This is a genomic window from Burkholderia multivorans ATCC BAA-247, from assembly GCF_000959525.1.
Taxonomy (GTDB): Bacteria; Pseudomonadota; Gammaproteobacteria; order Burkholderiales; family Burkholderiaceae; genus Burkholderia; species Burkholderia multivorans.
In genome coordinates this window covers 1,088,739-1,107,743 of record NZ_CP009831.1, presented here as the reverse complement: position 1 = coordinate 1,107,743, position 19,005 = coordinate 1,088,739, and the positions used below count along the sequence as shown (strand labels likewise).

Annotated in this window: 17 protein-coding genes; 8 read left to right on the top strand and 9 right to left on the bottom strand. The window is 69.6% G+C overall.

Going from position 1 to position 19,005, the window contains the following annotated elements:
• Positions 1-15 precede the first annotated feature (15 nt).
• The 3 genes from maiA to gtdA all read right to left on the bottom strand — a co-directional run bounded on the left by maiA (position 16) and on the right by gtdA (position 2,514).
• Positions 16-657, bottom strand: coding sequence for a maleylacetoacetate isomerase (maiA, locus tag NP80_RS07215; protein WP_006411789.1), 642 nt, complete (start codon positions 655-657; stop codon positions 16-18).
• Positions 658-681: 24 nt separating this feature from the next.
• The gene (locus NP80_RS07210; RefSeq protein ID WP_006411788.1) at positions 682-1,380 is read right to left on the bottom strand and encodes a fumarylacetoacetate hydrolase family protein; all 699 of its coding nucleotides are present in this window, start codon (positions 1,378-1,380) and stop codon (positions 682-684) included.
• 87 nt (positions 1,381-1,467) lie between these two features.
• Entirely contained in the window at positions 1,468-2,514 is a 1,047-nt protein-coding gene (gtdA, locus tag NP80_RS07205) for a gentisate 1,2-dioxygenase (protein ID WP_006411779.1), read from the bottom strand.
• Positions 2,515-2,679: 165 nt separating this feature from the next.
• On the opposite strand from gtdA, the gene NP80_RS07200 reads away from it, so the two are divergent.
• Entirely contained in the window at positions 2,680-3,624 is a 945-nt protein-coding gene (locus tag NP80_RS07200) for a LysR substrate-binding domain-containing protein (protein WP_006411780.1), read from the top strand.
• A gap of 49 nt (positions 3,625-3,673) precedes the next feature.
• Here the strand turns inward: NP80_RS07200 and NP80_RS07195 are convergent, their stop codons facing one another.
• Genes NP80_RS07195 through NP80_RS07180 form a run of 4 tightly spaced genes read right to left on the bottom strand, consistent with a single transcriptional unit; the run spans position 3,674 to position 7,225 of the window.
• Positions 3,674-4,942, bottom strand: coding sequence for an NAD(P)/FAD-dependent oxidoreductase (locus NP80_RS07195; RefSeq protein WP_006411787.1), 1,269 nt, complete (start codon positions 4,940-4,942; stop codon positions 3,674-3,676).
• A complete protein-coding gene (locus NP80_RS07190) occupies positions 4,939-5,172 on the bottom strand; it encodes a 2Fe-2S iron-sulfur cluster-binding protein (protein ID WP_006399860.1) in 234 nt (77 codons plus the stop codon). The genes NP80_RS07195 and NP80_RS07190 overlap by 4 nt, the downstream gene beginning before the upstream one ends.
• Positions 5,169-6,296, bottom strand: coding sequence for an NAD(P)/FAD-dependent oxidoreductase (locus NP80_RS07185; protein ID WP_045593294.1), 1,128 nt, complete (start codon positions 6,294-6,296; stop codon positions 5,169-5,171). The genes NP80_RS07190 and NP80_RS07185 overlap by 4 nt, the downstream gene beginning before the upstream one ends.
• Positions 6,293-7,225 (bottom strand): 4-hydroxyproline epimerase, encoded by a 933-nt coding sequence (locus NP80_RS07180; RefSeq protein WP_035948195.1) that lies wholly within the window; start codon positions 7,223-7,225, stop codon positions 6,293-6,295. The genes NP80_RS07185 and NP80_RS07180 overlap by 4 nt, the downstream gene beginning before the upstream one ends.
• Before the next feature lie 430 nt (positions 7,226-7,655).
• Here NP80_RS07180 and NP80_RS07175 point away from each other — a divergent pair, with 430 nt between their 5' ends.
• The 6 genes from NP80_RS07175 (at position 7,656) to NP80_RS07150 (ending at position 15,452) form a co-directional block, all read left to right on the top strand.
• The gene (locus NP80_RS07175; RefSeq protein WP_006411781.1) at positions 7,656-9,281 is read left to right on the top strand and encodes an APC family permease; all 1,626 of its coding nucleotides are present in this window, start codon (positions 7,656-7,658) and stop codon (positions 9,279-9,281) included.
• A 70-nt stretch (positions 9,282-9,351) separates the two neighbouring features.
• Positions 9,352-10,944: an aldehyde dehydrogenase (NADP(+)) gene (locus tag NP80_RS07170; RefSeq protein WP_006411785.1), complete on the top strand. Its 1,593-nt coding sequence runs from the start codon at positions 9,352-9,354 to the stop codon at positions 10,942-10,944.
• Positions 10,937-11,959 (top strand): Ldh family oxidoreductase, encoded by a 1,023-nt coding sequence (locus NP80_RS07165; RefSeq protein ID WP_035948190.1) that lies wholly within the window; start codon positions 10,937-10,939, stop codon positions 11,957-11,959. The genes NP80_RS07170 and NP80_RS07165 overlap by 8 nt, the downstream gene beginning before the upstream one ends.
• Positions 11,960-12,143: 184 nt before the next feature.
• On the top strand, positions 12,144-14,003 hold the full coding sequence (gene ilvD / locus NP80_RS07160) for a dihydroxy-acid dehydratase (RefSeq protein ID WP_035487788.1): 1,860 nt from the start codon (positions 12,144-12,146) through the stop codon (positions 14,001-14,003).
• Between the two features lie 242 nt (positions 14,004-14,245).
• Positions 14,246-15,007 carry a hypothetical protein gene (locus NP80_RS07155; protein ID WP_006410833.1) on the top strand — a complete coding sequence of 254 codons (762 nt, stop codon included), beginning with the start codon at positions 14,246-14,248 and terminating at the stop codon, positions 15,005-15,007.
• Between the two features lie 61 nt (positions 15,008-15,068).
• Positions 15,069-15,452: a hypothetical protein gene (locus NP80_RS07150; protein ID WP_006399852.1), complete on the top strand. Its 384-nt coding sequence runs from the start codon at positions 15,069-15,071 to the stop codon at positions 15,450-15,452.
• Positions 15,453-15,746: 294 nt separating this feature from the next.
• On the opposite strand, the gene NP80_RS07145 is transcribed toward NP80_RS07150, so the two are convergent.
• Positions 15,747-16,589: an SH3 domain-containing protein gene (locus tag NP80_RS07145; RefSeq protein ID WP_045593293.1), complete on the bottom strand. Its 843-nt coding sequence runs from the start codon at positions 16,587-16,589 to the stop codon at positions 15,747-15,749.
• 27 nt (positions 16,590-16,616) lie between these two features.
• Complete coding sequence (locus tag NP80_RS07140; protein ID WP_172488732.1) at positions 16,617-17,045, bottom strand: hypothetical protein; 429 nt, start codon at positions 17,043-17,045, stop codon at positions 16,617-16,619.
• A gap of 359 nt (positions 17,046-17,404) precedes the next feature.
• On the opposite strand from NP80_RS07140, the gene NP80_RS07135 reads away from it, so the two are divergent.
• Positions 17,405-18,970, top strand: a complete 1,566-nt coding sequence (locus tag NP80_RS07135; RefSeq protein WP_006410903.1) for a sigma-70 family RNA polymerase sigma factor — start codon at positions 17,405-17,407, stop codon at positions 18,968-18,970.
• The last annotated feature ends 35 nt before the right edge of the window (positions 18,971-19,005 follow it).

The following is a 19,005-nucleotide window of genomic DNA, read 5'->3' as shown; positions in this document are numbered from 1 at the left end:
TCTCCCCCGATCGCCTCAGGCGACGTAATCCGGTTGCCGCTGCGGCTGGGCGGCCAAGAAGGCCGGCTCGCGCTGCGCATGTTCGTACACCGCGAGGCTGCGCGGATACGCGCTCAGATCGCAGTCCATCCGCAGCGCGTTCGCGACCTGCGGGACGAGGCACACGTCGGCCAGCGTCGGCGCATCGCCGAAGCACCACGGCCCCGTGTCGGCGCGCGCGAGCAGGCGCTCGACGCCCGCCATCCCTTCGGCGATCCAGTGCCGGTACCACGCGCTCTTCTGCTGCGGCGTCACGTCGAGTTCGCCGTCGAGATAGCGCAGCACGCGCAGGTTGTTCACCGGATGGATGTCGCAGGCGATCAGCAGCGCAAGCTCGAGCACGCGCGCACGCTGTCGCGGATCGACGGGAATCAGCCGCGGCTGCGGATGCGTTGCGTCGAGATAGTCGATGATCGCGAGCGACTGACCGAGGCGGAAATCGCCGTCGACGAGCGCGGGCACCGACGCGGAGGGATTGACGTCGTCGACGTAGTGCGCGTCGCGATGCGCGCCGATGCGGATGTTCACCGGCAGCGTGTCGTAAGACAGCCCTTTCAGCGCGAGCGCAATGCGCACCCGGTAGGACGTCGAACTGTTGAAGAAGCTATGCAGTTGCACGATGGGACCTTTCGAAAACGGGCGTCAGACGACGCGCACGGTGAGTTCGCCGAGCCGCTCGACACCGACCTTCATCTCGTCGCCGCGCACGACCGCGCCCACGCCTTCCGGCGTGCCGGTAAAGATCACGTCGCCCGGTTCGAGGCGGAAGAATTTCGACAGGTCCGCGACCGTCTCCGCGACCGACCAGATCAGGTGCGACACGTCGCTCTTCTGCTTCGTCGCACCGTTGACGGTCAGCCACAGGCCGCCCTGCTCGAAATGGCCGACTGCGCTCGCCCGATGCACCGGGCCGATCGGCGCCGAGCGGTCGAACGCCTTGCCGATTTCCCACGGGCGGCCCATCTCGCGCATCTTCATCTGCAGGTCGCGGCGCGTCATGTCGAGGCCGACCGCATAGCCCCACACGTGGTCGAGCGCGCTGTCGAGCGGAATGTCGGCCCCGCCCTTGCCGATTACCGCGACCAGTTCGGCTTCGTAGTGATAGTTCTGCGTCTGCGACGGATACGCGAGTTCGAGCGTTTCGCCGTATGCGACCGGCACGACGGCGTCGGCCGGCTTGCAGAAGAAGAACGGCGGCTCGCGATCGGGATCGAAGCCCATCTCGCGCGCATGGGCGGCATAGTTGCGGCCGACGCAGTAGACGCGGCGCACCGGAAAACGGGCATCGCTGCCGGCGACAGGAAGTGCGACCGGGGCTTCGGGCGGGAAAACGAAAGTCATGAACGGCTCCAGCGTAGACATGAATGAAGGGGCGCGCGCCGCGACTTCGGCGGCGCGCGGAAAACGGATCGTGGACAGCCGCCGGCGTCAGTCGCGCGCTTCGCGCAGCAGGTTCAGCGCGGACAGCACGGGCCGGTCGGAATAGCTGAACAGCACGCTGTCGGACGATGCCGACAGCCGCACCGGCGCCCACGACGGCGCGACGAAGATGTCGTGCGGCTCGAACGCGAACGCGTCGCCGCCGATATGCGCGGTGCCGCTGCCTTCGACGACGCAGTAGATCGTCGCGTCGGTGCTGCGATAGGTGCGGCCGTCGAAGCCGGCCGGCAGGAACTGCATGAAGGTCGCGATCGTCGGCATCGGCCAGCCGCCGGTCGCCGGGTTCACGTAGCGCAGCTTCACGCCGTCCCAAGCGTCGAGTTCGCCGTTCCGGTACAGCGCGTCGAGCGCCTCGCGGCTGCGCGCATACGGGTAGCTGAAGATCGGCGAGGTCGGATCGGTCGCGCGATGCCGCACCGGCACCATGTTGTGGCCGTAGCGCGCGAAGCTGTCGCCTTCGGGCCGGCTGACGGGCTGCACGGCTTCCGGGTAGTTCTCCGCGAACCCCGCGTCGAGATGCGCGACGAGCGGGATGTCGAGCCCGTCGAGCCACACGACCGGCTCGCCGCCCGCTTCCACGGACGGATTGCCGTGGTCGTGCCAGGTCCACGACGGCGTGATGATGAAGTCGCCCGGATGCATCGTCGTGCGCTCGCCGTTCACCGCGGTCCACGCGCCGCCCCCTTCGACGATGAAGCGCAGCGCCGATTGCGTATGGCGATGGCTCGGCGCGATCTCGCCGGGCAGGATCAGCTGCAGGCCCGCGTACAGGTTCGGCGTCATGCTCGAACGGCCGGGCAGCCCCGGATTCTCCAGCACCAGCACGCGGCGCACGGCCTCTTCGGCGCTGATCACGTCGCCAGCCTGCATCACCAGATCGCGCACCTGCGCGTACTTCCAGATCGCGGGCCGGGCGGCCGGTTGCGGCGTCTTCGGCACGAGGCTGTGCAGCGACTCCCACAGCGGCGTCAGGCGCTGCTCGGCGATGCGCGCGTAATAGGCGGCGCGCGACGGGTCCGGATGTCGGGTCGTCATGGTGTCTCCTGGTATCGGCCGATCGCGGCATCGGCGCTCGTTCTGGGCGGCGGCCGCACGATGCGGCCTGTTGACGGATTTATATGCGACCAGACATATCCCGTAAAATGATCAAATCATCTAATCCATATGGTTCTGGATATATCTCTCGATACGAGGCACGCAATGGACTGGACTTACCGTCTGCGGCTGCGGCATCTGCAGGTGCTCCTGAGTCTGGCGAGCACCGGCAATCTGAGCCAGTCGGCGGCGGCGCTCGCGACCACGCAGCCGGCGTTGTCGAAGTGGCTGAAGGAACTCGAAGAGGACGTCGGGCTGCCGCTCTTCGAGCGGCATGCGCGCGGGTTGCGGCCGACGCCGTACGGCGACGCGCTGATCGAGCACGCGCGCCGCGTGGAGGCGCAACTCGACGTCGCGCGCGACGACATGGCCGCACTGCGCGAAGGCGGCAGCGGCCTCGTGACGATCGGCACATCGGGCGTCGCGGCCGCCGACACGGTGCCGCTCGCGGTGTCGCAATTGCTGAAACGGATGCCGCGCGCGCAGGTGCGGCTCAACGAAAGCACGCTGGTGCAGCTGATGCCACAGCTCGCGCGCGGCGAACTGGACATCGTCGTCGGCCGCACCGGCTCCGCGTCGGTCGATCCGCTGCTGCAGGTCGAAACGCTGTACGTCGATCCGGTCGTGTTCGTCGCGCGGCCCGATCACCCGCTCGCCGGCGCGGCTTCGGTCGGCTGGGACGAGGTGCTGTCGTACACGTGGATCGTGTGGCCGGCCGGCACGCCGGTGCACAATGCGCTGCAGGCGGCGCTATCGGCGGCCGGCCGCACGCAGCCGCCGCATTGCGTCGAATCGAACTCGTCGCTCCTCAATCTGACGCTGCTGAACAATACGGACCTGCTCGGCGTCGCGTCGCAACGTGCCGCGCGACGTTTCGAGCAACTGAATGCGATCCGGATCCTGCCGATGCGGCTCGAAGGCCAGGGCGCGGTCGCGATGTACTGGCACCCGGACAGCGCGAACCGCGCGGCCGTCGCGGCCGCGATCGAATGCCTGCGCGCATGCGCCGCGCCGCAGATCGGTGGATGGGAAAAGGAAACGGCGGATTAGCGGCGGCGCAGGCAGGCAGCATGCGCCGCGCTGCGTGCGCCACCGTGCGTCACGCGCATTCGTCGGCGGCGGCGCCGTCGAGCATCAACGTGCCGACTCGGGCCGGCACGAGCGGCGAGCGCGGCACGGGCGGCGTCCAGCCGAACAGCGCTTGCGCGGCCGCACCGCATACGCGCCCCTGACACGCCCCCATTCCGCAGCGCGACTGCAGCTTCGCGGCCGTCCAGCCGGGCGCAGCGGCCACCGCGTCGAAACGCACGTCCTCGCATCGGCACAGCAGCGTATCGGGCTTCGCGAGCCGGCGAATCGGCTCGCGAATCGCGAAGCGCGTGCGCACCGCGTCGGCGAACGCCTGCCACTGCGCGCGGCGCGCGACGAGCGCCGGCAGCACATCGGTCTGCCCGGTCGCCGCGCAGCCCGCGATTTCGCCTTCGACCATCGCGAGCTCGCTGCCGCCGACGCCCGTGCACTCGCCGGCCGCGAAATGTCCGTCGCGGCTCGTGCGCTGATGCGCGTCGACGGCCACCGCGCCGTTTTCGACCCGGCATCCGAGATGACTCGGCAGCACGGTGTTCGGCACGAGGCCGAAGCCGCACGCGAGCCGGTCGCACTCGACGTCGAATTCGCGGTCGCCGCGGCGAATCCGCACGCCTTCGAGCCGTTTGTCGCCGAACGCCGCGACGACGTGCGCATCGGGCCGATAGGCCGCCGTGAACAGGTGCGCGGCCTGCGCGAGCTTTGACGGCCAGCGCCACAATCCGGCGCCGAACGCAGCCACGTCGCGCCAGGCGGCCTGCTCGAGCACGTGCGACACCTGCGCGCCGGCCTGGCGCGCGGTGGCCGCGCTCGCGAGCAGCAGCGGGCCGCTGCCTGCGATCACGATGTGCCGGCCGCGCACGTCGAGGCCGTACTTGATCAGCGCCTGCAGCCCGCCGGCGCCTGTCACGCCGGGCAGCGTCCAGCCGGGGAACGGCAGCAGCAGTTCGCGCGCGCCGCAGCACAGAATCAGCGCCCGGTATTCGAGCAGCAGTGCGCGTTCGTCGTCTTCGAGCAGCAGCGTATGCGGCTGCGATTCCGCGACGATGCGCGTGGCCGCGAGATGCCTGACGTTCGGCAGCCGCAGCACGGCAAGCCGCTCGGCGGCCGCCGGTACCGGCGTCGCCGCCGCCGGCTGACGCCAGATCTGGCCGCCTGCACGCGGATTGTCGTCGACGATGGCGATCGTCACGCCGCTGCGGGCCGCGGCGCGCGCGGCCGACAGCCCGGCCGGGCCCGCGCCGACGATCGCGATGTCGACGCTCAGTCGTTCCTGCTTCATCGTGTGCGCTCCACCTGCATGCCGTCGCGGCACAGCGTCTGGCACGCGAGCCGCCGACGGCCGTCGATCGTCATCCTGCACTCCTGGCAGACGCCCATTCCGCAAAACGGCGCGCGCGGCGCGCCGGTGCACGACACGCGCGTCGTGTCGTCGCCGCTCGCCGCCACGGCGGCCGCGACGGTCACGCCGTCCGCCACCGTCAGCGCGCGGCCGTCGAGATGAATGATCATGAAAGCGCTCCGGCTACGGGGGACGTCGTCAGAAAACGTCCCGGCAAATACGGTTCGATGTCGATCGCGGGCCGCTCGCCCGCCATCTGCGCGGCCAGCAGCCGCGCACTGCCCGGCGCGGTCGTCACGCCGAGCCCTTCGTGGCCGACGGCGAGCCATACGCCGGGCCGCGCCGGATGTTCGCCGAGCAGCGGCAGGCCGTCCGGGCTCGCGGCACGGAAACCGGTCCATGCGCGGATCGCGTTCAGCTCGGCGAGATCGGGCAGGTAGCCGGCCGCGCGGCGCAGCATCCGCGCGAGCACCGGCGGCTCGATGCGCGGATCCTCGGTGTCGAACTGGCGCGACGACCCGATCAGCAGTTGGCCCGTCGGCCGCGGCTGCACGTTGAACGCGACCGACGTGCCGTCGCTCGCATGCGCGCTCGCCGCATAGCCGAGCTCGACGAGCTGGTGCGCGACGCGCCCCGGATAACGATCGGTAATCAGCAGATGTCCCTTCTTCGGGCGCAGCGGCAGCTCGGGCAGCAGCGTACGCGCGGCGACGCCGTTCGCGACGACGACGCGTTGTGCGCGCAGCACGTCGCCGCTCGCCAGCGTGACGCGCGCGCCGTCGACGCCGACCGCGCGGTCGCGCCGCAGCACGATGCCGGGCCCGCGCTGCAGCAGCCAGTTCGCGGTCACCGGCGCGTAGAGAATCCCGTCGCCGGGAATCTTCAGCGCCCCGCCGAGGCCGGGCCGCAGCATCGGCTCGAGCCGCGCGAGCGCGGCCGCGTCGAGCAGTTCGCCGGCCACACCATGCGCGGCCAGCGTCGCCTGCTTCGCGCGCGCGAGATCCATCTCGTGCGCATCGGCGGCGAGCCACAGCGTGCCGCAGTTGCGATACGCGCAGCCGTCCGGCATGTCGCCGCTCAGTGCGCGCCACAGTTCGATCGAATAATGGCTGAGCGCGAGTTCGGCCGCGTTGTCGTCCATCGCGACCAGGTGCCCCATGCCGGCCCCCGTCGCGCCGCCGCTCGCATCGTCGACGACGATCACGCGCAGCCCGCGCTGCGCGAGCTCGTGCGCGCACGCGGCGCCGACGATGCCCGCGCCGATCACGACGACGTCGGTTGCCGCTTCGCTCACGACACGATGCCCCAGCCGAACGGATCGTCGTCCTCGATCAGCAGCGTCGCTTCGGCGCTCAGATGCGCGCTGCCGCGAATCGTCGGCACGATGCCGCCGTCGGCTTCCACATAGCTCGCGTGGAACACGCTGCCGATCACGCTCGCCTGGCGCCACACCGCCCCCGGCGCGAGCTTGCCGTCGGCCGCGAGGCACGCGAGCTTCGCGCTGGTGCCGGTGCCGCACGGCGAGCGATCGTAGGCGAGACCGGGGCACAGCACGAAGCTGCGGCTGTCGTGTTCGGAATCGTCCGCGAACAGTTCGATGTGATCGATCTCGCCGCCGTTCGCGCCCGTGATGCCCGCGCGTTCGAGCCCTTCGCGCACCGCGCTCGCGTACGCCGTCAGCGCCGCGACGTTGTCGCCGGCGACGCGCTGCCCGTGATCGCTGATCAGGAAGAACCAGTTGCCGCCCCACGCGATGTCGCCGCGCACCGGGCCGTAGCCCGGCACGTCGAGCGCGACGTCCTTCGCGTGGCGATACGCGAGCACGTTGCGCACGCTGACCGACAGATCGTCGTGCAGCGTCGCCTCGACGGTGCCGACCGGCGTTTCGATCCGGTGCACGCCGGGCCCGATGCGGCCCATGTGATGCAGCGTGCGCACGACGCCGATCGTGCCGTGGCCGCACATGCCGAGATAACCGCTGTTGTTGAAGAAGATCACGCCGGCCGCGGCGTCGGGCGACACGGGCTCGCACAGCAGCGCGCCGACGAGTACGTCGCTGCCGCGCGGTTCGAGAATGCACGCGGTGCGATAGCGGTCGTACTCGCGCGCGAGCAGGTCGCGCCGCTCGGCCATCGTGCCGGTGCCGAGCGACGGAAAGCCGGACACGACGAGCCGCGTGGGTTCGCCGCCCGTGTGCGAATCGATGATCTGGATGCGCTTCATCATGCGTCGTCCGAAAGTGGGGAAAGGGGCATAGCTTCCTCCGTCGCGCGTCCGGCCGCTTGTGGGTTTTCAATGAGGACGGCGACGAAATCGGCATAGCGCACAAGCGCGTTGTACGCGACCCGAAGCGCTGTGCCGATTTCGTCATTCTGCTCCGGTAAACCGCTCAAGCGCGATAGTGGTTTGCGCGGCGATACTGGTTTCCGTTCCCCCGACGGCGGCATGCAGGTCTTCCCCCCTTCGCGCCGTCGTCTTCGGTCCGGCCAGGCCCGCGGGACGTTCGTATCGGCGCCTGCCGGCGCTGCACGAATGCCCGCGGGCCGTCCGGTCGCTCGAACCGGATTACGCCGACCGGCAGGCGTGCGCCGCTGCTCCGTCGGAGCGCGGCGCACACGAAGCCTGTGCCGACATTCCCATAGGAGACACGCCCATGCCAGGCCAAGGCAACGCTCAATCGTCCGTCCCGCTTTCCGGTTCCGCGCACCCCGACGCGGGCCACGGCAAATTCAAGAAACAGCTGTCGCTCACCGACCTGACCTTCATCGGTCTCGGCGCCATCTTCGGTTCCGGCTGGCTGTTCGCCGCGAGCCACGTGTCGACGATCGCCGGCCCGGCCGGCATCTTCTCGTGGCTGCTCGGCGGCTTCGCGGTGCTGCTGCTCGGCATCGTCTACTGCGAGCTCGGCGCCGCGCTGCCGCGCGCGGGCGGCGTCGTGCGCTATCCGGTGTTCTCGCACGGCCCGCTGCTCGGCTATCTGATGGGCTTCATCACGCTGATCGCGTTCTCGAGCCTGATCGCGATCGAGGTGGTAGCCGCGCGGCAATATGCGGCCGCATGGTTTCCGGGGCTCACCGTCGAAGGGTCGAGCGATCCGACGACGCTCGGCTGGCTCGTGCAGGCGGCCCTGCTCTGCTTCTTCTTTTATCTGAACTACTCGAGCGTGAAGACGTTCGCGAAGGCGAACAACATCATCAGCATCTTCAAGTTCATCGTGCCGCTGGCGGTGATCGCGGTGCTGTTCACGTTCTTCAAGCCCGCCAACCTTACCGTGCACGGCTTCGCGCCGTTCGGCATGCCGGGCATCGAAATGGCCGTGTCCGCCGGCGGCATCATCTTCGCGTATCTCGGCCTCACGCCGATCGTGTCGGTCGCGAGCGAAGTGCGCAATCCGCAGCGCACGATTCCGATCGCGCTGATCCTCTCGATCCTGCTGTCGACGCTGATCTACGTGCTGCTGCAGCTCGCGTTCATCGGCAGCATTCCGACCGACATGCTCGCCGCCGGCTGGCACGACGTCAGCAAGGCCTTTTCGCTGCCGTACCGCGACATCGCGCTCGCTCTCGGCGTCGGCTGGCTCGCGGTGATGGTCGTCGCCGACGCGATGATCTCGCCGAGCGGCTGCGGCAACATCTACATGAACGCGACGCCGCGCGTCGTGTACGGCTGGGCGAAGACGGGCACGTTCTTCAAGGTCTTCACGCGCGTCGACGAGGCGTCGGGCATTCCGCGCGCGGGCCTGTGGCTCACGTTCGGCCTCTCGATCTTCTGGACGATGCCGTTCCCGTCGTGGGAAGCGCTGATCAACATCGTGTCGGCGGCGCTCGTGCTCAGCTACGCGGTCGCGCCGGTGTCGGTCGCCGCGCTGCGCCGCACGGCGCCCGATCTGCCGCGGCCGTTCCGCGCGAGCGCGTTCGCGATCACCGGCCCGGCGTCGTTCGTGATCGCCGCGCTGATCGTCTACTGGTCGGGCTGGCACACGGTGTCCTGGCTGCTCGGCCTGCAGATCGCGATGTTCGCGATCTATCTCGCGTGCCGCCGCTGGGTGCCCACCGCGCATCTGAGCCTCGCCGAACAGGTGCGCTCGTCTGCGTGGCTGATCGCGTTCTACGCGGCCATGATCGTGCTGTCGTATTTCGGCGGCTTCGGCGGTACCGGCCAGCTTGCGCATCCGTACGACACGGTCGTCGTCGCCGCGGTCGCGCTCGTCATCTACTACTGGGGAGCGCATACGGGCGTCCGTTCCGAGAAGCTGCAGCTCGAGGACGACGAAGGCTGACGCGCGCGCCTTTCCCATCATCCGCCGGCCGGGCGATCGCGCCCGGCCCTGCATTTTTCCGAGGAGAACCATGCAACTCACAGGTCAGCTGTTGATCGGCCGGTCGGCCGTCGCCGGACAGAACGGCACCTTCCACGCGATCGCCGCCGCAACGGGCGAACCGCTCGAACCGGCGTTCGGCGGCGCAAGCCTGCAGGACCTCGAGACGGCCTGCGCGCTCGCCGACGACGCCTTCGACCTCTATCGCGAAACGAGCCTCGACGCGCGCGCCGCGTTTCTCGACGCGATCGGCCGCAACATCATGGCGCTCGGCGATGCACTGATCGAACGCTGCGTCGCCGAATCGGGGCTGCCGCGCGCACGCGTCGAGGGCGAACGCGGCCGCACGGTCGGCCAGCTTGCGCTGTTCGCGTCGCTCGTGCGCGACGGCGGCTTTCTCGACGCGCGCATCGATCCCGCGCGCCCCGATCGCAAGCCGCTGCCGCGCGTCGATCTGCGCCTGCGCAATGTCGCGATCGGGCCGGTTGCAGTCTTCGGCGCGTCGAACTTCCCGCTCGCGTTTTCGGTCGCCGGCGGCGATACCGCATCGGCGCTGGCCGCCGGCTGCCCCGTCATCGTCAAGGCGCACTCCGCGCACCCCGGCACGTCGGAACTGGTCGGCCGTGCGATCCAGCAAGCCGTGCAGGAATGCGGTCTGCCGGCCGGCGTGTTCTCGCTGCTGTTCGACGCGTCGCGCGAAATCGGTCAGGCGCTCGTCGCCGATCCGCGCATCAAGGCCGTCGGCTTCACCGGCTCGCGCGGCGGCGGCGTCGCGCTGATGCATATCGCGGCCGCGCGCCACGAGCCGATCCCCGTCTACGCGGAAATGAGCTCGATCAATCCGGTGCTGCTGTTGCCGGCCGCGCTCGATGCGCGACACGATGCGATCGCGCAGCAGTTCGTCGCGTCGCTGACGCTCGGCGCCGGTCAGTTCTGCACAAATCCGGGCCTCGTGCTCGCGGTCGACGGCCCCGCGCTGCGGGCATTCGAAGCGGCCGCCGCGAGCGCCGTTCGCGCGGCCGCCGCGCAGACGATGCTGACGCCGCACATCCACGCGAGCTACGCGCGCGGCGTCGCCGCGCTGAGCGACCACGAAGCGGTCGAATCGCTCGCGCAAGGCGCCGAAGGCGGCCGTCATCAGGCGCGCGCCGCATTGTTCGCCACGTCGGCCGACGCGTTCATGGCACACCGCGCGCTGCGCGACGAGGTGTTCGGCCCCGCGTCGCTGATCGTCCGCTGCCCGGACGCCGAAACGCTGCATCGCGTGCTCAAGTCGCTCGAAGGCCAGCTGACGATCGCCGCGCACCTCGCCGACGGCGACGCGCCGCTGTTCGCCGCGCTGCGCGCGACGCTCGAGCGCAAGGCCGGGCGCATACTCGTCAACGGTTTCGGCACCGGCGTCGAAGTCGGGCACGCGATGGTGCACGGCGGTCCGTTCCCGGCGACGTCCGACACGCGCACGACGTCGGTCGGCGCACGCGCGATCGAGCGCTTTCTGCGCCCCGTCTCGTACCAGGACGTGCCGGACGCGCTGCTGCCCGACGCGATCCGCGATGCGAATCCGCTGAACGTGCCGCAACGCATCGATGGCGTGCCGATGCCGCGCGAGGCGCGCAATGGCTGAGCCGATCGACGCCGTCGTCCTGTCGCTCGATGAAGTGCACGCGCTCGCGCTGCGCGTGCTCACGCATCACGGGCTGTCGGACGCGCATGCGCGCGCGATCGCGAACGTCATCACGCAAGGCCAGCGCGACGAGTGCCACTCGCACGGCGTCTACCGGCTGCTCGTCTGCGTGCGCTCGCTGCGCAAGGGCAAGGTCGATCCGCAGGCGGTGCCGACGCTGCGGCGGCTCTCGTCGTCGATCGTCGCCGTCGACGCCCATCGCGGCTTCTCGCTGCTGAGCTTCGAGACGGGCCTGCCCGTGCTCGTCCAGATGACGAAGCAGCACGGGATCGCCGCGATGGTGATCAACCGCTGCTATCACTTCTCCGCGCTCTGGCCTGAGGTCGAGGCCATCGCGGCGGAAGGGCTCGTCGGCATCGCGATGAATCCGAGTCACAGCTGGGTCGCGCCGGAAGGCGGCAAGGAGCCGGTATTCGGCACGAACCCGATCGCGTTCGCGTGGCCGCGGCCGAGCGGCATGCCGTTCGTGTTCGATTTCGCGACCAGTGCGATCGCGCGCGGCGACATCGAGCTGCACGCGAAGCAAGGCAAGCCGATCCCGCCCGAATGGGCGATCGACGCGCAAGGCCGGCCGACCACCGATCCGCGAGCCGCGCTGCAGGGCGCGATGCGCACGTTCGGCGGCCACAAGGGATCGGCGCTCGCGGCGATGGTCGAGCTGCTCGGCGGCGCGTTGATCGGCGACCTGACGAGCCGCGAATCGATGGACTTCGACGAAGGCGTCGGCGCGACGCCGTGCCATGGCGAGCTCGTGATCGCGTTCGATCCGAAGGTGTTCCTCGGCGACGATCTCGACGCCGGCCTCGCGCGCGGCGAGCGGATGTTCGACTCGATCGTCGCGCAGGGTGCGCGGCTGCCGTCGCAGCGGCGCTTCGATGCGCGCGCACGCAGCATCGCGAACGGCGTGCGCATCCCGCGCGCGCTGTACGACGAAATCGTCGCGCTGCTCGACTGAACGGCTGGCGGCTGGCGGCGGCGCGGGCGGGCTGGCGCGGGCCGCCGCCCCCACCCGCGCGGCGCCTGTGGGATAATCGCCGGGTTTGCCCAGGGCGCAGCTCAAGAGGTTGTTCGCACGGGCGCGCGAGGGGCCTCAATCCCGTGCCCCCACCCTTTTCCGCGATCTTTCTTCAGCAACCACAATGCCCACATACCGTTCCAAAACCTCCACCGCCGGCCGCAACATGGCGGGCGCGCGCTCGCTGTGGCGCGCCACCGGCATGAAAGACGACGATTTCCAGAAACCGATCATCGCCGTCGTCAACTCGTTCACGCAGTTCGTGCCCGGGCACGTGCACCTGAAGGATCTCGGCCAGCTCGTCGCGCGCGAGATCGAAGCCGCCGGCGGCGTCGCGAAGGAATTCAACACGATCGCCGTCGACGACGGCATCGCGATGGGTCACGACGGGATGCTCTATTCGCTGCCGAGCCGCGACATCATCGCCGACTCGGTCGAATACATGGTCAACGCGCACTGCGCGGACGCGATGGTCTGCATCTCGAACTGCGACAAGATCACGCCGGGCATGCTGATGGCCGCGATGCGCCTGAACATTCCGGTGATCTTCGTGTCGGGCGGCCCGATGGAGGCCGGCAAGACGCGCCTCGCGAACCCCGTCACGAAGACCGTCGAGCTGAAGAAGCTCGACCTCGTCGACGCGATGGTGATCGCAGCCGACCAGTCCTACTCCGATGCCGACGTCGCCGAAGTCGAACGCTCCGCCTGCCCGACCTGCGGCTCGTGCTCGGGGATGTTCACCGCGAACTCGATGAACTGCCTGACCGAAGCACTCGGCCTGTCGCTGCCGGGCAACGGCACGGTCGTCGCGACGCACGCCGATCGCGAACAGCTGTTCAAGCGCGCCGGCCGCCGCATCGTCGAACTGACGCGCCAGTACTACGAGCAGGACGACGAGCGCGTGCTGCCGCGCTCGGTCGGCTTCAAGGCGTTCGAGAACGCGATGACGCTCGACATCGCGATGGGCGGCTCGACCAACACGATCCTGCACCTGCTCGCGGTCGCGCAGGAAGCAGGGATCGCGTTCACGATGAAGGACATCGATCGCCTGTCGCGCGTCGTTCCGCAGCTTTGCAAGGTCGCACCGAACACGAACAAGTACCACATCGAAGACGTGCATCGCGCCGGCGGGATCATGGCGATCCTCGGCGAACTCGATCGCGCCGGCAAGCTGCACACCGACGTGCCGACCGTGCACGCACCGACGCTGAAGGACGCGCTCGATCAGTGGGACATCGTCCGTACGCAGGACGAGGCGGTCCGCAAGTTCTATCTGGCCGGCCCGGCCGGCATCCCGACGCAGGTCGCGTTCAGCCAGGACACGCGCTGGCCGAGCCTCGACCTCGATCGCGCCGAAGGTTGCATCCGCTCGTACGAGCACGCGTTCTCGAAGGAAGGCGGGCTCGCGGTGCTGACCGGCAACATCGCGCTCGACGGCTGCGTGGTGAAGACGGCCGGCGTCGACGAGAGCATCCTCGTCTTCGAAGGCACCGCGCACGTGACCGAATCGCAGGACGAAGCGGTCGAGCACATCCTGAACGACAAGGTGAAGGCCGGCGACGTCGTGATCGTCCGCTACGAAGGCCCGAAGGGCGGCCCGGGGATGCAGGAAATGCTGTACCCGACCAGCTACATCAAGTCGAAGGGTCTCGGCAAGGCGTGCGCGCTGCTGACGGACGGCCGCTTCTCGGGTGGCACGTCCGGTCTGTCGATCGGCCACTGCTCGCCCGAAGCGGCGGCCGGCGGCGCGATCGGTCTCGTGCGCGACGGCGACAAGATCCGCATCGACATCCCGAACCGCACGATCGACGTGCTGGTGTCGGACGAGGAACTGGCGCGCCGTCGCGAGGAGCAGAACGCAAAGGGCTGGAAGCCGGCGAAGCCGCGGCCGCGCAAGGTGTCCGCGGCGCTGAAGGCGTACGCGAAGCTCGTGATGTCGGCCGACAAGGGCGCCGTGCGCGACCTCTCGCTGCTCGACGACTGATGCCGGCTCGCGGGCGTCTGCCCGCGGGTCTGCGAAGCCGCTCCACGGAGCGGCTTTTTTGCGTCGTCGCCGATAGCAAGGGAACGCCGTCGCAGCACCGTGAAGATCGGCTCGGCGTCGACAGGCTTCTGCGCCCCCCGCACGTCGTCCGCCGGCACGCGCTCAAGCTTTTCGCGGACGATCCGTTAACGCGTGCGTCTCATAACCTTCAGCCAACGAACAGGCACGGAGATTGGACGCACATGTTATTCAACAAGCAGCGCTTCGCCGCGTTGATGCTCGTGATTTCGATCTCGAGCCATGCCAGCGATACGACCTCCGAGGTCAATCGCGAACAACTGGCGGCCGTCAAATCCGTGACGGTCGTCTATCCCGGTAAGCCGGTGTATATCGCGTTCGGGCCGTCCGGCCCCGTTCACATCCCCATTCCGCTTCCGGGTGCGGGCGTGGTCGGCGCGCTGGCAGCAGGCGCCGCGGCCGGCGCGGTCAACGCCGAACTCGGCAAGAGCGACGATCATTCGCCCACCTTGCTGAACGATCTGGTCACCGCCCGATTCGGCGATACGGGGCTGAACCGGCGCTTCACCGACCGCATCGAGACGGTCCTGCGCAACCATGGCTTCACCGTCAGGGAAGTCGATGCGTCTGCGCCGGGTCTCCCGACGATCAAGCCGGACGAGCATTTCTCGTTGCACGCAAGCGGCGCGCCCTATCAGGGAAGCGATGCGGTTCTGTTCGTTCGCGTCGGAACAGGCTACGTATCGCCCGGTCGCTATCACGCCTACACGCGCAGAGCGATCGGCAACATCGTGATGTTCAAGAGCGACACCTACGAGGCGATTCTGAGCCAACACGTCAACTGGAAGCAGTCCGACGACGCCTACCGCTACGCGTCGGTCGACGCGCTGGGAAGCGATCTTCAACATGCCATCGACGGACTCGAGGAAGGCCTGATGGCCCAGGTCGATCCGTTCGACAAGCTGTTCGATGCGCCGCAGCGCTAAAGCGTCTCGAAGCGATCGCACGCGCTAAAATCGACGGTCGACGACCCACTTGATCGATGGCATGACGACGACATTCGACGACGCGACCACGGCAGCGATCGCGGCTTTTGCGCAACTGGATTTCTACACGGCCGTGCAGGCGATGCGCGCCGAGGCCGATTACGACCGCGAGCGGGACGAGTGGATCTCGCGCTATATCGACGAGCACGGCGGCGGCGCGGACGATGCGGAATACGACGCATTGCACGCGCAAGCGCAGGCAACGCCGGAATACGCGGCGTTCATCGATGCGATGCGCCGCGAAATCCTCGACTACTTCGGCGTGACCGACGATCAGCTGGACTGCATGATCGTGCTGCGCAACGACGACAGCGATGCGCTGTGGGCGGAAGTCAATCGACAGCGCAATGCGCTGGGAACCGGTGAAGTGCGCGGGGATCTTTGAGCGTCGCGTGTGCTTTAGGCTCCCAGCGATGCCGGATGCGCGATCCGTGTGCGGGCGGGCAAGCGGCGCCCCGGGCACCGCTTGTTGTCACCGCTTCAATCGAAGGACACGCTTTCCGACGGGAGGGGAAGCATTCGGATCTGTGGAAGCGAGCGAGTGTTGTCCGTCCAAGGCACGCTTAAATGTTGCCTCGGGATGACGCGCCGCAACGAGCGAGCAAGCGGTGTCCACGTAATCCGCCGACGTCCCCGCTTTTCACCGCCCTCGGCCATTCGCGCACGCTGCCGCACGCGCTCAATGACGGAACTCGTCCCCGCCCCCGCCACGACCGCCGCCCGCGTTCCCGCCGCCGCCCTGCTGATGACCGCCACCGCCGCCCTGACGCGGCTGCATCGCGGGTGCGCCGCCGCCCGGCGCGCCCGGCGGCCGAAGAACGGGCGGCAACCCCGGTGCGCGGCCGTTGCCTGACATGTTCGGTGCGGGCGCCGGTGCAGGTGAAGGCGCGGGTGCCGGCGCTGGACGCAGAACCGGCGGAAGCCCCTGCGCGGGAGCCTGATGCTGCGCAGGCGCAGGCGCCGGCCCACGCACCGCACCGTTCCAGCCGCCGCGCGTCGCCGACGGACGCGCATCGTGCGGCGCCGCGCCGGGCGCCGGCGGCTGCAACACGGGCCCGCCTGGCTCGGGGCGCCCGCGCGCGGGCGGGAAGCCGCCCGGGCCGACCCTCGGTTCCGGACGATGCATCCAGCGATCGCGGTCGTGATACCACGGCCGGTTGCGGTAATAGCGATCCCAGTACGCGCCGATCGCGAAGCCCGTAATCGGCACGCCGATCATCGCGCCGTACTCGAGCATCGGCACGTAGCTGCCCTGGTACGGATAGTCGAGCAGTTGCGCGTCGATCCATCCGCGGACGCCCGGCAGCGCGACGTCGCACCACGTGTAGTCGCTCAGACAGCCGAACACGTCGAGCGCGGTGCCGGGCGGCAGCTCCGCGACGACCGGATAGTCGGGCGCCGGCCCGGCGAACAGCTCGGCCGGCGCGTTCGTATAGGCATCGCCCTGCGCATGCGCGACGCCCGGTACGGCAGCCAGCGCAAACGCAATGGCGGACAGGCTGCCGACAATCGTCTTTTTCATGTTGCTCTCCCGCGGCGCGGCCGCGCGTCAGTGCCGATGGCCGCCCCCGTGTCCGCCGCCCCACGGGCGGCCCCAGTGACCGCCGCCGCCGCGCCAATGGCCGCCGCCCCAGTGTCCCCAGAACCCGAAGCCGATCGCGACCGGCGGCCCGTACCAGGCCGGATAGTACGCAGGGTAGTAATACGGGTACGGCACGTAGGCCGGCGCGACGTAGACGGGTGCCGGCACGACAGCGGTGTCGTACGTGGCGGCGCCCGCGGCATCGGACGACGACGCGGGCGGCGGCGCAGCAGCAGCGGAAGCCGCCGGCGCAACCGGCACTTCGCGCTGCGATGCCACGGCCGGCACCGGCGTGTAATACGGCGCATAGCCGTAGGGACTGGTGTAGTAGCAGCCGCCGAGCGTCAGCGCGACCAGCGCGACGACGCCCGGCCTTGCGGCGGAAAGGCGACTCATCGGGTACTCCGGCATCCATTCGTGCGCCGCATCGGCGGCGCGCCTGACTCTAGCTTACGTCCCCTGCAGATTTCCGCGGGTATGATCCGTTACTGTTTGTTTCACGGCGCCGCGCGGCGCGCCCCGCGTGGCGCGGCCGCACGCGGATTGCGCCCCGTCGCCGGCAGTAGCGCGCGCCGCGGGTACGGCGCGTGCTCGCGCGTGTGCCGGGCCGACGTTGAAGTCCAGGCGAATGCCCTCACGTTGAATACAGTCGGGCCGGCCGGCGTGAACGAACAGGCGTTCGCGAACACCCGGCGGCCCCCAACCGGCGGGCCTCGGTCCGCCTCACAAGGAACGCGGCCCGCGCCGCCATCGACATGACTACGCCACGCCCCACGTCCCGGGCGGACACGCCCCTCGATCCGATCATCCAGCTGCTCGCGCTGGCCAGCGAGCAGGGTTATCTGACGCACGCCGATCTCGTCGACGCGCTGCCGCCCGAAAGCGACAGCCCCGATGCGCTCGATGTCGTGCGCGCCGCGCTCGCGGACATCGGGATCACCGTGCTCGACGAGCCGGCCGCGCCGCCGCCGTTCGCGGCCGCGCCCGCGGTCGACGTCGATCGCGACGCGCTCGAAGAGGGTCGCGCGCTGCTCGGCGATCTCGCGCGCGGCGCGAGCGCGTCGACCGATCCGCTCGCGCTGTACATGCGTCGCATGCACGCAGTGCCGCTGCTCACGCGCGAAGACGAAATCGCGCTTGCGCGCGAGCTCGAAACCGGGCGCCACCAGATGCTGCATGCGCTCGCCGGTTGTCCGCCGGCGGTCGACGCGCTGCTGGCGCGCATCGGCACGACGGCGGCGAGCGCGCCCGACCGCAGCGACGGCGACGCCGACGACGCGAACGACAGCGCCGACGCACCGGCAGCCGCCCGCTTCGACGCGGTACGCGATGCCCTCGCCGACGTGCGGCGCGCGCTGCATGCGCACGGCTGCCGATCGAGCGCCTATCGCGACGCCCGCGATCGTCTCGCGGCCGAGCTCGGCGCGCTGACCTGGGTCACATCGGCCGTCGACGACGCAAGCCGCGTCGTACGCGCGCTTGCGGCCGCGTCGCGCGACGACGCGGCGCGCGCGATCGCCGGCGCGGACGCCGCGTGCTTCGACGCCGTTGCGCGCCGCGCACTGGTCGCGGCGCTGAACGACGGGCAGCAGAAGGTGCGCGACGCGACGCGCGCGATGCTCGAGGCAAATCTGCGGCTCGTGCTGTCGATCGCGCGCAAGTACCTGAACCGCGGCGTCGATCTGTCCGACCTCGTGCAGGACGGCTGCATCGGGCTGATGCGCGCGATCGAGAAGTTCGAATACCGGCGCGGATTCAAGTTTTCGACGTATGCGACCTGGTGGATCCGGCAGGCGATCGCACGTGCGGTCGCGGACCGCGCGCGGACGATCCGCGTGCCCGTCCACGTCGGCGATCAGCATCAGCGCGTGCGGCGGCAAGCGCTGCGCTTCCGTCAGCGCACGGGCCGTCAGCCGACGCCGGCCGAACTCGCGGCCGAAACCGGCCTGGCGGAGGACAAGCTGCGCGCGATTCTCGCGCTGCCGGCCGAGCCGGTCTCGCTCGACACGCCGCTGCCGGACGCCGACACCGGCCTCGTCGACCTGATCGAGGACGAAACATCCGCGAGCCCGTTCGAACAGCTGGCCGGCGCGCGCATGCGCGAATGCGTGCGATCGCTGCTGCGTTCGGTCACGCCGGCCGAGGCCGACGTGCTGCGCCGGCGCTTCGGTCTCGGCGGCACCGAGCCGGACACCTACGACGCGATCGCGAAGGATGCCGGGATGTCTCGCGAGCGCGTGCGCCAGATCGAGAAGCGCGCGCTCGCCGCGCTGCGCACGGCCGCCGAAGCCGAAGGCGCGCACGCGTTTCTGGACGCATAATCGTCGTACGCGGCGCGCGTCCGGCAACGTGCAAC

Bases quoted from the DNA above. Each gene is read 5' to 3' on its own strand.
- NP80_RS07210 (WP_006411788.1), bottom strand. From the start codon at position 1,380: ATGACTTTCGTTTTCCCGCCCGAAGCCCCGGTCGCACTTCCTGTCGCC.
- gtdA (WP_006411779.1), bottom strand. From the start codon at position 2,514: ATGACGACCCGACATCCGGACCCGTCGCGCGCCGCCTATTACGCGCGC.
- NP80_RS07200 (WP_006411780.1), top strand. From the start codon at position 2,680: ATGGACTGGACTTACCGTCTGCGGCTGCGGCATCTGCAGGTGCTCCTG.
- NP80_RS07195 (WP_006411787.1), bottom strand. From the start codon at position 4,942: ATGAAGCAGGAACGACTGAGCGTCGACATCGCGATCGTCGGCGCGGGC.
- NP80_RS07190 (WP_006399860.1), bottom strand. From the start codon at position 5,172: ATGATCATTCATCTCGACGGCCGCGCGCTGACGGTGGCGGACGGCGTG.
- NP80_RS07180 (WP_035948195.1), bottom strand. From the start codon at position 7,225: ATGAAGCGCATCCAGATCATCGATTCGCACACGGGCGGCGAACCCACG.
- NP80_RS07175 (WP_006411781.1), top strand. From the start codon at position 7,656: ATGCCAGGCCAAGGCAACGCTCAATCGTCCGTCCCGCTTTCCGGTTCC.
- NP80_RS07170 (WP_006411785.1), top strand. From the start codon at position 9,352: ATGCAACTCACAGGTCAGCTGTTGATCGGCCGGTCGGCCGTCGCCGGA.
- NP80_RS07165 (WP_035948190.1), top strand. From the start codon at position 10,937: ATGGCTGAGCCGATCGACGCCGTCGTCCTGTCGCTCGATGAAGTGCAC.
- ilvD (WP_035487788.1), top strand. From the start codon at position 12,144: ATGCCCACATACCGTTCCAAAACCTCCACCGCCGGCCGCAACATGGCG.
- NP80_RS07155 (WP_006410833.1), top strand. From the start codon at position 14,246: ATGTTATTCAACAAGCAGCGCTTCGCCGCGTTGATGCTCGTGATTTCG.
- NP80_RS07150 (WP_006399852.1), top strand. From the start codon at position 15,069: ATGACGACGACATTCGACGACGCGACCACGGCAGCGATCGCGGCTTTT.
- NP80_RS07145 (WP_045593293.1), bottom strand. From the start codon at position 16,589: ATGAAAAAGACGATTGTCGGCAGCCTGTCCGCCATTGCGTTTGCGCTG.
- NP80_RS07140 (WP_172488732.1), bottom strand. From the start codon at position 17,045: ATGAGTCGCCTTTCCGCCGCAAGGCCGGGCGTCGTCGCGCTGGTCGCG.
- NP80_RS07135 (WP_006410903.1), top strand. From the start codon at position 17,405: ATGACTACGCCACGCCCCACGTCCCGGGCGGACACGCCCCTCGATCCG.